This window comes from Acinetobacter sp. USHLN143 (genome assembly GCF_037145695.1).
In the GTDB taxonomy this organism is placed as follows: Bacteria; Pseudomonadota; Gammaproteobacteria; order Pseudomonadales; family Moraxellaceae; genus Acinetobacter; species Acinetobacter fasciculus.
The window spans coordinates 37,682-53,236 of record NZ_JBBCWZ010000017.1; the positions used below are offsets into that span (position 1 = coordinate 37,682).

Below are 15,555 nucleotides of genomic sequence, written 5' to 3' on the forward strand. Positions count from 1 at the left end.
AATGTCTTCTACCGTTCCTTCATCATTTAAACTATCTTTACTCAGTTTTTCGATTTTAGTTACACAACAAAGTTTTGCCGATGATACTCAGCAATTACCGACGATTACCGTTACAGCGGAATCAGAACAGAGTGAGCTCAGCTCTGAACAGAGTAAAGCCTATATCATCCAAAACTCGTCAACCGCCTCAAAACTGAATATTCCACTTAAGGAAACGCCGCAAACAGTCAATGTCCTTACCCGCCAGCAACTGGATGACTTTGCCTTGGATAATACCCGGGACGTACTGCGCAATACCCCTGGCATTATCGTCAGCAATCAGGAAACGGAACGGACCTCCTACCTTGCCCGAGGTTTCGAGATTTCAAATGTTTTAGTCGATGGCGTTGGTATTCCACTCGAAGGCTATAATTATAATAATGATAATCCAGACAGTTTTTTGTTTGACCGTGTAGAAGTGGTCAAAGGCGCGAATGCCTTAAATAATGGAATTGGCGATCCCGGCGCAACTATTAATATGATTCGCAAACGCCCGACATCCGACCTTCAAACAGCCTTTAATGCCAGTTATGGCTCATGGAATACGCAGCGCTATGAAGTAGATGTATCCTCTCCTCTCACCCAAGATGGAAAAGTCAGAGGTCGTGTATTTGGCTATCAACAAACAGGCGACAGTTATCTGGATCGTTATGAACTGGAAAAAAACGGCATAGGTGCTGTTGTGGAGGCAGATATTACTGGCACAACTCTATTGACTGCTGGCTATACTGAAACCAATCACAAGCCGAATGGTGTCAATTGGGGTTCTAATCCACTGATCAATACTGAAGGTGAGCAGCTCAGTTACTCACGGAATTATAATTACAGTCCAAGCTGGGCCCACTGGGATAGCAATATTAAAAGTTACTTTGCCGAGCTTGAACAAAAACTGGGTGGCGACTGGACAGCCAAACTGACCTATGATGAAAAACGTACACAACGCGATTCAAAGCTCTTGTTTCTGTCCGGCAAACCTGGCGCAAATGGCACTTCAGGCATCTTCCTCTACCCAGGCATGTATATTGATGACAATAAAGAACAACAAGCCAGCCTGAGTTTTAGCGGCACCTATCCGCTTTGGGGACAACGCCATGAAGCCTCATTGGGCTATGTCTGGGCCAAAAATCGTCTGGATGAATTGGGTTATGCTGGCAGCTTTGTCAATCCGCTGACCACAGATTTAGCCAGCTTTACACCCGAAGAACCAAGCTGGGATATGTCGAAAACCAGTGGTGAAATGCATATCCGGCAGAAGAACCAGAGCCTTTATGCTGCGACCCGACTGCATCTGAATGATGATCTGAAACTGCTTTTAGGTGCGAACTACGTTCAGGCTGAAAGCAGTGGCAGTAGTTATGGAAAAGATACTGTTTATGATGAAGATAAAGTTTTACCCTATGCCGGTCTGACCTATAACTTTAGCCCTGAATATACAGGCTATCTGAGTTATACCTCGATTTTCCGTCCGCAAACCACCAAAGCAGATGAAGTCAGCATTAACAAACCGATCGAAGGTGAAAGCTATGAAGTCGGAGTAAAAGGTTCTTGGCTAGATGACAAGCTTACCGCAACTATGGCCGTGTTCAGAACGGAGCAAAGTAATTATCCGCTTCGTGATTCTGATGGTATTCCGACTTTACGCACAACTCAGGTCAGTGACCTGCGTTCCCAAGGCTACGAGTTTGGCTTGGCGGGACAACTGACCGACCATTTTAACTTAAGCTTTGGTTATACCCAGTTTAGCCTGAAAGATCTGATCAATGGCGGTGATGCGCGTACCTTCAATCCAACCCAGTCTTTTAATCTTTTAACTACCTATCAGGTGCCACAACTTCCAAAACTGAAACTGGGCCTTGGTGTGCAGTGGCAGGATCAAACCTATCTGGATGTGCCTGAAGCAACCACCAATGGAGTGATTACCCAGAAAGCTGGAGTCATTGAACAGGATGCCTATGCGCTCGTGAACTTAATGGCCAGCTATGAGTTGAATAAGCATATGACCTTGCAAGCCAATAGTAATAACCTGACCAATGAAAAATACCTATTCAATTTCCCCAATCAGCAAGGTTTTTATGGTGCACCAGCGAATTACAGCGTTGCCGTGAAATTTAAATACTGATTTTCAAGCTTAGCCTTAATGACATGTTCAGGGCTAAATCATCACTACATACACAAAAATAGGTAAAACAAATGAAAAAAATGATCGCTTTGACCCTTGGACTGTCTATGACACTTTCAGCTCAGGCGCATATGCTTTGGCTAGAACGTGGCACAAATCAGCAGACTCATGCGTTCTTTGGTGAATATAGTGAACAGCTCAAAGAAACTCAGCAAGGTGCCCTCAAGTCTTTCAATCAGGCAAAGGCCGTTCAGGCCAAAAAAACATTTAGTCCTCAAATGCAACAGGATCATTTGCTCTATGCAACCCAAGGCCAGACCGATGTCCAGCTCACTCATGAATTGATCTATGGAGAATCATTGCTGAGCTATCATGCCAAATCCGGCAGAAAAAACTTGAAAGCAGAGTCAGAACTGGATATTGTCCCGACCCAGATCAACAGCAATACATTTACGGTACTGTATCAGGGTAAAGCTGCTGCGGATGTTGAAGTCACAGTCTTTTCCCCGCAATTCTGGCTAAAAAAATACACCACCAACGGCCAAGGCCAGATTACGATCGCCACGCCATGGAAAGGTCAATATGTCATTGAAGTTGGCAAAGAAGCAGACAAGGCCGGAAAATTGAATCAGCAGGCCTATAAAAAACAGTATCTGGTGACGACTTTAAGTTTTGTTTATTAAGTTTTTAGATTTTCATCAGTATAGATTTATTCAAGGCCAAATATGATGTCTGTTGTAGTGCAGCCACTCGCCATTTTCTATCGCTTAGGCATGAGCTTTGGGATGGGCTACTTGTGCAGTTATTTGATCGCATTCGATCTGGCTTACTTTCTACAGGCTTTTCTGCCCAAAGCAGAATCCGTCTATTTGGCCGCCGTTATTGCCCTGATTTTTTATGTCTGTTTTGTGATTGGCATCTTCTGTATCCAGAGTTTAAAAAAGCTTTCGGTCTATAGCCTGCTTCCTTTCCTTAGCTTATTTACCATCTCCCGCTTCATAGGTTAAACCATGCATAAATCTGTCCGTCAATCCATGGCATGGCTACATTCATGGTTAGGTTTAAGTTTTGGCTGGCTGCTCTTCGCGATCTTTTCAACAGGCGCGGTCACCTATTACCGGCATGAAATCAGTATATGGATGCAGCCTGAATTTGCCTCAATACAAGTCAATCAGGAAACTGCCTTAAAATCTGCTTACAGCTATTTACAGCAGCATGCACCGAACGCCCAAAACTGGTATATCGGAGTCGCCAATCAAGATTCACCTGTGAATAAAGTCTACTGGCAAAAAGCGGATGGTGGCTATGAAGTCAAAACCCTGGATGCTTCGACAGGAAAAGAATTAAACCTCTCGGCCACCCAAGGGGGAGATTTTTTCTATAATTTTCATTTTCAGCTCTATGGTATGCCCTACACCATTGGTCGGCTGATTGTGACGATTGCTGCCTTTATCATGTTATTGACTCTGATTTCAGGAATCATTACCCATAAAAAAATCCTGACAGATTTTTTTACCTTAAGAGCATTTAAGGGGCAGCGCTCCTATCTGGATTTTCATAATGTCAGTTCAGTGATTGCCCTGCCGTTCTTTTTGACCATGACATTTACCGGGCTGGCGATTTTCTTTTATATCGTGCTGCCTTCCGGTATGAAAAAGCTTTATCCAGACAATCCCTTTCAATATTTTGAAGAAATTCGCACAATCAATACATCAGCCACCCCCTCAGTTCCTGTGAAAACCCAGATGCTGCCAATTCAACATTTTATCACCACGGCACAGCAACACTGGGGATATGCGGAATTTGACAATATCACGGTCAAGCAGCCGAATACCCAGCTGGCAAAAATAACTTTGACGCAACTCAAAGATGAGTCCATTACCCGCAATCAGACACAGCTTATTTTAAATGCTGCAACCGGAAGATTGCTTGAAAATACACGAAATGAAAGTGCAATTGCCACACTCAATGCCGGCATATATGGCTTGCATATGGCACGTTTTGCCGAACCTATTTTACGTTTAGGGTTATTTTTCTCTGGCATTTTAGGCTGCGCAATGATTGCGTCCGGACTGCTGCTGTGGAGTCTGAAACGCCAGATGCAGAAAAAATCAGCGCGCTTCCATCTCGGACATTATTTGGTGAACCGCTTAAATATCACCATGATAATTGGCTTGCCACTTTCCATGCTGGGTTATCTCTATGCGAATCGTTTTATCAGTATTCCTGCAGGTGCACCAAATTATGAGATTTATAGTTTTTTCAGTATCTGGCTTGGCAGTTTTATCCTGGCATGTGTAACCCCACAGCAGCATATATGGAGAATGCAGCTTAAACTTCTGATTTGTGCTGCCTTTATACTTCCCCTGATTGATATTTATTATTTAGTTTCCCAGCAATATATTGCTTCTTTTGCGACTTATTGGCCTTTTTTGCGTATTGAGCTAATGTTATGGACCTTGGCCCTTTTTGCCCTATTTTTACACCAAAAAATTACGCCCATTCAGCAAAAAGCGGTCAATAAAATTCAGGCTAAATTAAAAATCACTCAACAGGAATCATCAATATGATATGGATTGCAGTGATCGGTCTGCTTTGGCTGAGCTGTTTTGGTTTTTATGTGGTAAGTGAAAAGCAGATCCTAAAAACCCGAAAATCTCATTACGCTTTTTTAGCGGATTTTCCTACGTACACTAAATTCGCTGCAGGTATTTTCTTATTCGTCGCGATGTTTTTATTACGTACCCAGTTTAGCTCCAGTATTAGCTTTGTGTCTCTATGGGTATTTCTAAGCCCTGTACTGTTTATCTTTATCTTAAAAATGAATAAAGCATTTTAGTATTTATTTAAAATCAGAAAGTAGCAAACAGCCTAGTGTGCTATTCACACGCCCTTTATTAAACCAATCTACCCAGTATCTGCTAAACCTTGCCAATCTGCTTTTAAATACCTCAAATGCATTATTTTGGCTAGAATCAAAAATTTAAATTGGTAGGTATTTGGTAGGTAGGATTCTTTTTAACTTCATTCAATACTCATATTACGGTGAGGGTCACCGATAAAATAATCAATGAATGGTAGAAGGAATAACACCATGGCTTTTAAAAATATTTCAGATCAAACTAACGGTTTTTATATTCCCTGTGTTTCACTTTTTGGTCCGGGCTGTGCTAAAGAAATCGGGATCAAAGCACAAAATTTAGGCGCCAAGAAAGCACTGATTGTAACTGATGCTGGCCTGTTTAAATTTGGTGTTGCAGATGATATTGCAGATTATTTGAAAGAGGCAGGTGTTGACAGTTATATTTTCCCAGGTGCGGAACCCAATCCAACTGATATTAACGTGCATCATGGAGTTGAAGCTTATAATGAAAATGCCTGTGATTTTATTGTATCGTTAGGTGGGGGCTCATCACATGACTGTGCCAAAGGCATCGGTCTGGTCACTGCAGGTGGCGGACATATCCGTGATTATGAAGGGATTGATAAAAGTACCGTTCCGATGACACCACTGATTGCAATCAATACCACGGCAGGGACGGCTTCGGAGATGACACGTTTCTGTATCATTACCAATACCGATACCCATGTGAAAATGGCGATTGTAGATTGGCGTTGCACACCACTCATTGCAATTGATGACCCTAAACTGATGTTGGCCAAACCTGCCGGCCTGACTGCGGCAACAGGGATGGATGCTCTGACACATGCGGTTGAGGCCTATGTATCTACGGCTGCTAATCCCATCACTGATGCCTGCGCAGAAAAGGCGATCACCATGATCAGTGAATGGCTCAGTCCCGCAGTGGCGAATGGGGATAATCTAGAAGCACGGGATGCCATGAGCTATGCTCAATATCTTGCCGGAATGGCCTTTAATAACGCCTCTTTAGGATATGTGCATGCGATGGCACATCAGCTCGGAGGCTTCTACAACTTGCCGCATGGTGTTTGTAATGCAATTCTGCTCCCCCATGTTTGTGAATTTAACCTGATTGCTTGTCCTGAACGTTATGCCAAAATTGCCCAATTGATGGGGGTGAATACAGAAGGCTTAACCGTAACTGAAGCAGCTTATGAAGCGATTGGCGCCATTCGTCAGCTTTCGGCTTCAATTGGTATTCCATCTGGGCTGACGGAATTGAATGTAAAAGAAGCTGACTTGGCCATCATGGCGGAAAATGCACAAAAAGATGCCTGCATGCTGACCAATCCACGTAAAGCCAGCCATGCCCAAGTGGTAGATATTTTTAAAGCGGCGATGTAGTGCCTCAATGTAAGTCTTCTCTCCAAGCATCTGACTTACATTTTTAACAGCCCCTGTTTCACTTCCTGAGGAAGTGTGCCAAGAGCAGACATGCATTTTCCTGTTCCTGGCTGATCCTTTTGCCTTCATAAGAGGATAAAAGCGGGGGGTGTTTCTTTTTTATGAAGTCCCCTTCATTATGAATATCGACATTAATCCCATGGTAGAAAAATGCCACGATTTTTTTAGCCCGTTCCAGCCAGAAAAAATTTCCCGTCGTATGATCTTAATATCATATTTAATCTCTGAGGAATAAACTGCGCGTCCTTCAAATGACATGAAGGTAAGCGTAGCTGATTTTAATGAAGAGCATCCCATCAAGCAGCTAGGCAAACTGGGTAGCCACTGATAAAAATTTTAGGATCAGGTTCAGTCTAAATTAATAAGCAAACCCACAGTAAGCAAGGATAATACTTAATATTCCAGAATTTTCCTATTTTAACTGTTTAGCTTTGTACCGATAGTTACATCAGCTTTAAAGATTTTTATATTTTAACAGAGTCTGATGAACGGGATGGTTTTTGGGCATCAGTTCAATCAGGCGTTCTACAGCATCAATCGCTTCAGGAAAATGTGCCACATGTTTCAGCAAGACATCGGTTTCATTAGCCTTGAAAATGGCATCGCTCAGGCGTGATTCCAGACAATCTCTCCAGGCACATAGAAATGGACTTTCTGTTTTGGCCAGAAATACGCCGATACATAACTTCAAGGCTGAATCGATATACCCAGCATCTAAAGATTGCTCTGTCATTAAAAAATCAGCCTCTACATGCGCCAATAAACGATAGGGTCTGGAACCCAGCATACCACCTAATACATCGCGTAACTGTGACATTTCTGCTTTTAAAGTCCCCATACTGACCTTGCGCTCGCCATATAAGGCTTGATGCAATGTATCTAGACTCAGACCCTGCGGACATAAGGCTAGAATGGTCAGAATTTCAATCTGTCGAGGAGTCAGAACCAGCATCTTGCCATTAAACAGCACTTGAGGTACTGAAAAAGCTCGAATAAACAGGCGCTGCTTCTGGCATTCTAGTAGAGCCGACTGGATGATCGTAGCACAGCGCTCCGCAGCTAGTAGTGCTAAACTGTTATGCTTTGGCCAGGTAGTCGACAGATCAATGACACCTAAGACCTGTTTTGAATAGGGATCAATAATCGGGGCAGCGTAACAAACCCAATCATGAATGGAGGACATGTAATGTTCACTGGAAAAGACACAGCTGGATTGTTGAGTTTTTAAGGATAATGCCAATGCATTGGTTCCGACTAGCTCTTCGCGCCATTGCCCACCTTCAATAAAATGTACACTTTCTGCGGCACTTTGCATTTGTGGGCTAGAAGCTGCCCAAATGATGGTGCTGCCGATATCTCCGACCGCCAGCACCATAGAAGATTGCTCGGCAATATGTTTTAAATCCTGAGCACAATGTTGCAGGGCTTGGGCTAAAGTTGAGGAAGAAGTGGTCTTTTTTAAATCCGTCAGCGGTGCTGCTAAACGATTCTTCGGGATTTCAGCCGAGGATGAACGTTGCCAGGAGCTGGCAATACTCTGTCCCAGCTGTTCTGCATGTAAGGGAGACAAACTGCTGTTTTGCCGAAGCTGATCAGTATTGTGCCTTTTTTCCATCAAATCTTGTTTTGTCATCATTCCTTATTCTCACAACAATTCATGATTTACATCCGCTGTAATCGTTATTTTTTTAAAATGGATGAAAATATCGTGAACATGCTAGCTCCAACCTTTTTCCAACCTTATACCAGTTATATTAATCAAATAAGGTGCAGAAGTACCTTATACCAAAGCTGTAGAAGCGGTTTTGCCATACGAAAATAAGCAAAGGAAATAAATATGCGTTACGTCGATCCTAATCAACCTGATTCAAAAGTTCATTTTAAAGCACAATACGAGAATTTTATTGGCGGCGAATGGGTCGCTCCGGTCAAAGGTGAATACTTTGACAACATCTCTCCGGTAGATGGCAAAGTCTTTACCAAGGTTCCGCGTTCTTCTGTAGAAGACATTGAATTGGCCCTGGATGCAGCGCACAAAGCCAAAGAACAATGGAACAGAGCATCGCCGACCACCCGCTCCAATATTCTGTTGAAAATTGCCGATCGTCTGGAACAAAATCTGGAACTGCTGGCAGTGGCAGAAACCTGGGATAACGGCAAACCGATCCGTGAAACGCTGGCTGCCGATATTCCGCTGGCTATTGACCATTTCCGTTATTTTGCCGGCTGTATTCGTGCGCAGGAAGGCGGCATTTCCGAAATTGATGAAGATACGATTGCTTATCATTTTCATGAGCCGTTGGGCGTCGTGGGTCAGATTATCCCGTGGAACTTTCCGATTCTGATGGCTGCCTGGAAACTGGCACCTGCCCTGGCTGCGGGCAACTGCATTGTGTTGAAACCTGCAGAACAGACTCCGGTCAGCATTCTGGTGCTGGCTGAACTGATTCAGGATATTTTGCCACCGGGTGTCCTGAATATCGTCAATGGTTATGGGGTTGAAGTCGGTCGCCCGCTAGCCACCAACCCACGCATTGCCAAGATTGCCTTTACCGGTTCTACCGCCGTCGGTCAGATGATCATGCAATATGCCACCGAAAATATTATTCCGGTGACGCTGGAACTGGGGGGTAAATCACCGAATCTGTTCTTTGCCGACATCATGGATCAGGAAGACGATTATCTGGACAAAGCGCTGGAAGGTTTTGCCATGTTTGCCCTGAACCAGGGTGAAATCTGCACCTGTCCATCGCGTGCGCTGATCCAGGAAAGTATTGCTGACGAATTTCTGGCGCGTGCCGTTGAACGGGTGAAACGGATTAAAACCGGGCATCCGCTGGATACTGACACCATGATTGGCGCGCAAGCCTCACAGGAACAGCAGGACAAGATTCTGGGCTGTATTGCCACTGGTCGTGAAGAAGGCGCACAGATCCTGACTGGTGGTGAAGCACGTCAGGAAGTGGGTCAAGGTTTCTATATTGAGCCGACTATCTTTAAAGGCACCAATGACATGAAGACCTTCCAGGATGAAATCTTCGGGCCTGTATTGGCTGTGACCACCTTTAAAGACTTTGATGATGCGATCAAGATCGCCAACGATACGATTTACGGACTCGGTGCCGGGGTCTGGTCACGCTCAGCGCATACTTCCTACCGTGCTGGCCGTGCCATTCAGGCCGGTCGGGTCTGGACCAACTGTTATCACATCTACCCTGCGCATGCGGCTTTCGGTGGCTATAAAAAATCCGGCATTGGTCGTGAGAATCACAGAATGATGCTGGATCATTATCAACAAACCAAAAATCTGTTAGTGAGCTATTCGACCAAACCAGCCGGGTTCTTTTAAGAAGTGAAATACATTCAAAGCGAACTTCGGTTCGCTTTGAATGTATGGTAGCTAGCTTTCACAAAATATCAGCAACATTTTCAAGCTGCGGCCAATTCAAATAAAGTTTTTAGTCTATAAACACTTTTTTTAAAGGAAAGAGCATCACCTCAAATTTCTATTTGCAATAGTGTCATTTCAAGATAATTTCACTCTATAAAGATTTCGCCACATTCTCCAGCCATTCAGTGCAAGAAGAATAAAGAGAAAATAGAGTACGGCTGTTAAATACAATGATTTATGGGTGTACATACCGACATAAATCACATCTAGAACACACCACAAGCCCCAGCTTTCAATATATTTTTTTGCCGCCCAATAACTTGCCACCAAGCTAAAAGAGGCTAACATGGAGTCCAACCAAGGTAGTGACGCTGCGGTGAAATGAGCAAATAAGGCACCAATCACCAGACCAGCGACAATACCCACAATCAGGCTATATACCCAGATTTTTTTATTCAAATAGCCAATCTGTACAGTCAGATCCTGGTCTTGATCTTTCTTCGACCAGCTATACCAGCCATAGAGTTGCATCAAGATAAATACGGCTTGTAATGCTGCGTCTGCAAATAAATTGACACGATAAAAAATAATGATATACAGAAATACAGCGACAATATTCACTACCCAGCAGGCTTTATATTGTTTAGACGTCAACCAGACACCTAAAACATTTAAAATGAACGCTGCAATTTCTATATTTTCCATAGCAATATAACCTGATTAAGCAGCCAATTTAGAAGTTCAGATTGAATGACAAGGTTGCTGTACGCGGCGAACCCAAGAATAAATAATCGTCACCCAAAAATTCACCTGCATCACGCCAGTATTTCTTGTTGAACAGATTATTAATATTCAAGCGTAGCAATGCATCGGTCGTATTTAGCTTAAATTGATAAGCAGCGCCTAAATCAACCACACTATAACCTGCGACTTTCGCAGCACCCTCTTTGTTAGCATATTTGCTGGAACTGTATTGACCACCTGCCAGAACAGTGAAACCTGCAATGCTCGGTACGTTATAGCGAAGATGTGTTGCGAAACGAACTTTTGGCACGTTTTGCGCCTGATGATTGCCATATTCAACCGCTTCTACATTTTCTAAACGGGCTTTAGTCAAGGCTAAAGATGAAGTTAAGGCCAGATGATCGGTTAATGCACCATTCAGTCCGAGCTCCAGACCCTGACTATGTTGTTCGCCTTCCGCAACAAAATAGCGAAGTCCTGAAATCGGCTTGCTATATTGGTTGTCTTGGTGTAAATCAAATAGCGAGGCAGTCAATAAAAACTGCTTGATCTGTTGTTTTAGGCCAATTTCATATTGCTCTGAATAGATCGGCGCTAGAGTTTCAGCAGCATTCTCTGCAAACCAAGGCGCTGTCTTTCCATCTGACAAACCTTTGGCATAAGAGGCATACAGAGTTGTTGACTCTACCGGGCTATAACTCACTGCAAACTGTGGTAAAAATTTGCCTAAATCCGTATCACGAACTTTTATTACCTGCTTACCCTCTGCATCATAAGCATGTGCTTGTTCATCAAGCTCGATCCATTTTCCACCAATCAAAGTAGACCATTTCTCATTCCACTCAATACGATCTAAAACCGTAAAAGCAGTCTGTTCACTATCTAAAGCTTTAAAATAGGGACCGACATCACCTAATTGTTGTTCTACTTGTAGTGGATCCTCATAAATATTACCTGCAATATCTATGTCCTCTGGGTTCTCGTATAAATGTGTATATATGTTTCTATTTAATCCAGGATATCGATCACGAGATTTATTGGTTTGCGTAATATCAAAATTTAGATAATGTTGTGCCCAGTTGGTATCAATCACCCCATCCAATTTGACTTTAAATTGATTGGTCTTAAAGGTGTCATCTGGGTTGCGATAATCATAAATATCATAATTGCCATTAGCATCAAAGGTGTTGCCTAAGCCATTATATTCACATACCGTGGCATAGCATCCCCAAGCAAATGTTGAATAATCATCAACCTTGGATTTACTGTGCGCTGCAACAAGTCCCAAGTTCCAGTCATCATTCAAGGCATAACTATATTTTAAACCAGTATTCAGACTATCGATCGTGACCGGTTTACCCCAAGTCTGGTAACCAAGCAATCGATCCCATTTCACATTTTCTGGGACTTTGCCATCCAGTAATTGATAGCCTGGCACTGATTTTTGTTCGGAACGCTGTGCTTCAAGATCAAATTCCAATTTAGATTGCTCAGATGTTTTCCAGTCTAAGGCCAATGCCGCTAAATAGCGCTCACCATCCACGTGATCGACATAAGACTCAATCTGCTCATTCACCAGATTGATGCGATATCCGAATTGCTGCTCATCACCCAAAAAACCACCGAGATCAGTTGCCACTGAAAACTGGCCGTGTTGATCGGCAGAGAATGTCAGGGCCTGGATATCTTTCGGTCGCTTGGTGACATAATTGACCACACCACCCGGGGTCGACATACCACTTTGAATCGCGGAAATGCCTTTTAAAATTTCCACACGTTCTTTGTTTTCAAGTGCAACGTTTTGTTCACCACGAATCACATTGCCATTAATGAGGTAGCTTGATGCCAAATCGAGTTCAAAGCCACGCGAGACAAAGTTTGGATAATAGCCAATTGCAGCATAGCCATCACCGATGGCTGCATCATTTTTTACCACATCGCTCAGCACGCGAGCATGTTGTTCAGCAATGAGATCGGCAGTCACGATAGAGACCGATGCAGGTATTTTTTGCAGACTGTCCGTAGCAAATCCCTCGACATTCACTTTGGCACTCGAGTAAGGGATGCTTTGATCGGCTGTAATGACAATCGTGTCAAGCTGTTGAACATCGTCTTCAGCATAAGTCAGCGGGGCTAAACAAAGCTGCGACAGAATGATCATATTTAAAGATCGGGTTAATACATTCTGTTTGAGTTGACGATTGTTCATACGAAACCTTATGTATTTGAAGTGGGTGATGATGCCGGGTTTAGAGAGCAACTAAGAAGAGTGCAATTCGTGTTGAATGAGCCGGGTTAAAGTCTGGGTAAATTGTTGGCCTTGTTCGCCAAAGAACCAGTCCACATGACCGATAATCCAGTCGTAATAAGCCGCATCTGCATGGTTGAGGTTGTGGGTAATGCCCACAAAATACTCCAGCTCTGAAAAAGCGAAATCCAGATGCACGATTTTCAGCAGTTCTGGCAAAATACTAAAATCTTCTTGTGGATGTACTTTGGAAAAATAAGCATGTAGAAAGGCAGTTAAACCGGCCTCATCAATCTGAATATGTGAGTTCTGCTCTAATTCCAACCAATCAATAAAATTACGTTCAATCGTCACAGCCAGATCATAAATTGCTGAGTTTCGGTCAGATAAACCAAAATCAATTACGGCAGTAATTTCAGCTTTGGCATCCGGCGCTGACCAAAATAGATTAGAAGCGTGTAAATCGTTATGGGTCCAAATTCTGCTTGCCTGTTGCAATACAGGCTGAATACGCTGGTGAACCTGTAAGATTTGATCTAAAAAGTAAGGGTCTAAATTTTTGTCGGCAAAGTAACGGCTTAATTCTGGACTGTTTGCAATGCGCCGTTGAATGGCTGTAACGATATTTTCACTGTCTAAAAGCTGCTGATTGGACACTAAATAAGATGCTGATCGGCCTTGCTGCTCAGGAAAATCCTGCATGGCCATATGTAAGCTTGCCAGCAATTGCCCCGCTTTCGCCGCATGTTCAGCATAGAAAAAAGGTTTCCAAGATTGCTGATCTGCATACAGATCTAAGCCGGCTGCTTTTGCATAGACTTCATAGGTCCAGTCACCTAGCTCTAAAGCGGTCAGACCTTGATTTGATCTAATCAATGCTGCAACAGGAATTTCCTTGCAGGCTAAATGTTGAAGAACGGCATGCTCCTGTAAAATATCGCGGGCACGACGAAAGGAACAATGGCTGCGCTTAATCAAATACTGATGCGCGACTGCTTCATCCCTGCTCACAAAATCCTGCTCCACCTTGACCAGCGCCGCAGATGAAAATGGCCGAGGACTACACCACAAAATCTCAAAATGACCTTGTAAACAGGAATAGTGCTGCTGCAGGCTTTGTAATTCTGGATCAGAAATATGTGCCCAGTCTTTATTTTCCCAGGCATTGCCCATACCATGACCTAAATCATCGGTAACTATGGTCATCATCAATATTCCTGAGTCAGATCATCATGTGGTAATGGAAAATCATCGTTTAGGCGAACATGCAAACAGTATTTTTAAATACATTTAATATTTAAAGTACGTCCTAAAATTAAGTGGTACATACCAGTATTAAATTGGAGGCAAGTTTAGCCTTATAAATATAAAAATAAAATAGATCTCTCGCATAAATCAAAAAATGATCTTCTTTTGGGTTAATATTCGAACTACAGATTTCTTAGCATTCGCGCATAATCTATGGATGAAATATATCGATTCAAACAAGCTTTCTGATCCTCAGTTCAAGCGATAACATAGTTTTAAAATGCACCGTAATTCATTTTCATGACTTCACTAAGTAGCTCTTTAAATCCATGTTCATCAGCAGAAAATTCTACCAGTGATTCATTGTTCAGATCAGTAACACATGCCATGGTCGAAATGACCTGTACACTATGAGCGTTGAATTCGCCCAGGTATATTTTGTTGAATTACGTTTTTTTTATTAAGATATTTAAGGGAAAATTCTCACGGAAAAAATGTTTTTTATCACTGAACCATATACAAGTAGCTAAATTATCCTGCAATTTTTCAACCATCATTGGATGACTACCGTAAACTAGGTAAACAATATCACCAATATAGATATTATTCATCTTTAGTCAGCCAAGCATAAGATCAAAATTCTGAAACTTCTGATAAATAAATTAATGCCATCAATTGAGGACTTTTTTTAAACTGAGAAAGCGTTTATAAAGTCCAATTAAGTCCTTGTCCCATTTCATAAATAATGAGTATTAATGCAATTACCATTAGTGAAATCACAATGGCTTCGACCACCTTAGTGAGCATCTTAAATTCTCCACCTTTCATCTTTTATATAATAAACAAAGTGAACAATAAATAACAATAAGGTTACAAAAAAATTACTGGATGTTACAAAGACAGACTGGTAAAGAAAAATCTCTCAGAGGAGGTGCTAATTCTTTTCAAACTTAACCTTATGTACTAGGCGATGTCCTGTATAAGACTCATGACCTACTGCGATCATATCAACACCACCTTCTTCTTCTAAACTTAATAAGAAAGTATGGAAACCCTGCATGTCATTTAACTCAATATTATTGCTGATCTATTTCATCGTACCTGGTTTCATATTGTTTATGTCTTCTTGGATTTTATTATAGGGGGATTACCGCAGTTGACCATTGCTATGCTCTTTTTATAATTTGCCATTAAATTATCTTCCCTATAAAAGATTTTCAAGAAAATCGGTCTGTATTTGGCCAGTCAACGCTACAAAAAAACTCATCCGATAAGTATTCTTACATAAACCCGAGGTTCTATAACTTGGATCCTGAATATCTTACATAAGAGGTGGTCCCACTTGTTTGAACAACTAAAAGCTTATTTATAAGTGATATTCTGCTCTAGTTAAGCTACCTTATTTTGTTGTGGTAGCTGGTCATAGTAAAACTCATCTG

General features: G+C 42.3%; 11 protein-coding genes. 7 read left to right on the forward strand and 4 right to left on the reverse strand.

What is annotated here, in order from left to right; genetic code table 11:
- The first annotated feature begins 1 nt into the window (after position 1).
- The 6 genes from WFH18_RS06830 (at position 2) to mdh (ending at position 6,425) form a co-directional block, all read left to right on the forward strand.
- On the forward strand, positions 2–2,158 hold the full coding sequence (locus WFH18_RS06830; RefSeq protein ID WP_103800510.1) for a TonB-dependent siderophore receptor: 2,157 nt from the start codon (positions 2–4) through the stop codon (positions 2,156–2,158).
- A 71-nt stretch (positions 2,159–2,229) separates the two neighbouring features.
- Complete coding sequence (locus WFH18_RS06835) at positions 2,230–2,841, forward strand: DUF4198 domain-containing protein (protein WP_103800509.1); 612 nt, start codon at positions 2,230–2,232, stop codon at positions 2,839–2,841.
- A 42-nt stretch (positions 2,842–2,883) separates the two neighbouring features.
- Complete coding sequence (locus WFH18_RS06840; RefSeq protein WP_044113081.1) at positions 2,884–3,165, forward strand: hypothetical protein; 282 nt, start codon at positions 2,884–2,886, stop codon at positions 3,163–3,165.
- A 3-nt stretch (positions 3,166–3,168) separates the two neighbouring features.
- Positions 3,169–4,728, forward strand: a complete 1,560-nt coding sequence (locus WFH18_RS06845; protein WP_103800508.1) for a PepSY-associated TM helix domain-containing protein — start codon at positions 3,169–3,171, stop codon at positions 4,726–4,728.
- A complete protein-coding gene (locus WFH18_RS06850; protein ID WP_005100766.1) occupies positions 4,725–4,997 on the forward strand; it encodes a hypothetical protein in 273 nt (90 codons plus the stop codon). Before WFH18_RS06845 ends, WFH18_RS06850 begins: the two co-directional genes overlap by 4 nt.
- 255 nt (positions 4,998–5,252) lie before the next feature.
- On the forward strand, positions 5,253–6,425 hold the full coding sequence (gene mdh, locus WFH18_RS06855; RefSeq protein ID WP_004281959.1) for an iron-dependent methanol dehydrogenase: 1,173 nt from the start codon (positions 5,253–5,255) through the stop codon (positions 6,423–6,425).
- 514 nt (positions 6,426–6,939) lie between these two features.
- Here mdh and WFH18_RS06860 read toward each other — a convergent pair.
- Positions 6,940–8,121, reverse strand: coding sequence for a helix-turn-helix domain-containing protein (locus WFH18_RS06860; RefSeq protein WP_103800507.1), 1,182 nt, complete (start codon positions 8,119–8,121; stop codon positions 6,940–6,942).
- 201 nt (positions 8,122–8,322) lie between these two features.
- Between WFH18_RS06860 and exaC the strand changes: the two genes are divergently transcribed.
- A complete protein-coding gene (exaC, locus tag WFH18_RS06865) occupies positions 8,323–9,834 on the forward strand; it encodes an acetaldehyde dehydrogenase ExaC (RefSeq protein ID WP_103800506.1) in 1,512 nt (503 codons plus the stop codon).
- A 177-nt stretch (positions 9,835–10,011) separates the two neighbouring features.
- Here the strand turns inward: exaC and pnuC are convergent, their stop codons facing one another.
- The 3 genes from pnuC to WFH18_RS06880 are packed head-to-tail and all read right to left on the reverse strand — an operon-like array spanning position 10,012 to position 14,074.
- Positions 10,012–10,581, reverse strand: coding sequence for a nicotinamide riboside transporter PnuC (gene pnuC, locus WFH18_RS06870; protein WP_103800505.1), 570 nt, complete (start codon positions 10,579–10,581; stop codon positions 10,012–10,014).
- Positions 10,582–10,609: 28 nt separating this feature from the next.
- Positions 10,610–12,829 (reverse strand): TonB-dependent siderophore receptor, encoded by a 2,220-nt coding sequence (locus WFH18_RS06875; RefSeq protein WP_103800504.1) that lies wholly within the window; start codon positions 12,827–12,829, stop codon positions 10,610–10,612.
- Between the two features lie 51 nt (positions 12,830–12,880).
- Positions 12,881–14,074 carry a phosphotransferase enzyme family protein gene (locus WFH18_RS06880; RefSeq protein ID WP_171294470.1) on the reverse strand — a complete coding sequence of 398 codons (1,194 nt, stop codon included), beginning with the start codon at positions 14,072–14,074 and terminating at the stop codon, positions 12,881–12,883.
- Positions 14,075–15,555 lie beyond the last annotated feature (1,481 nt).

Excerpts from the sequence above, each read along its gene's own strand:
- WFH18_RS06860 (WP_103800507.1), bottom strand. The coding sequence starts at position 8,121 with ATGATGACAAAACAAGATTTGATGGAAAAAAGGCACAATACTGATCAG.
- WFH18_RS06875 (WP_103800504.1), bottom strand. The coding sequence starts at position 12,829 with ATGAACAATCGTCAACTCAAACAGAATGTATTAACCCGATCTTTAAAT.
- WFH18_RS06840 (WP_044113081.1), top strand. The coding sequence starts at position 2,884 with ATGATGTCTGTTGTAGTGCAGCCACTCGCCATTTTCTATCGCTTAGGC.
- WFH18_RS06850 (WP_005100766.1), top strand. The coding sequence starts at position 4,725 with ATGATATGGATTGCAGTGATCGGTCTGCTTTGGCTGAGCTGTTTTGGT.
- WFH18_RS06835 (WP_103800509.1), top strand. The coding sequence starts at position 2,230 with ATGAAAAAAATGATCGCTTTGACCCTTGGACTGTCTATGACACTTTCA.
- WFH18_RS06830 (WP_103800510.1), top strand. The coding sequence starts at position 2 with ATGTCTTCTACCGTTCCTTCATCATTTAAACTATCTTTACTCAGTTTT.
- exaC (WP_103800506.1), top strand. The coding sequence starts at position 8,323 with ATGCGTTACGTCGATCCTAATCAACCTGATTCAAAAGTTCATTTTAAA.
- mdh (WP_004281959.1), top strand. The coding sequence starts at position 5,253 with ATGGCTTTTAAAAATATTTCAGATCAAACTAACGGTTTTTATATTCCC.
- WFH18_RS06845 (WP_103800508.1), top strand. The coding sequence starts at position 3,169 with ATGCATAAATCTGTCCGTCAATCCATGGCATGGCTACATTCATGGTTA.
- pnuC (WP_103800505.1), bottom strand. The coding sequence starts at position 10,581 with ATGGAAAATATAGAAATTGCAGCGTTCATTTTAAATGTTTTAGGTGTC.
- WFH18_RS06880 (WP_171294470.1), bottom strand. The coding sequence starts at position 14,074 with ATGACCATAGTTACCGATGATTTAGGTCATGGTATGGGCAATGCCTGG.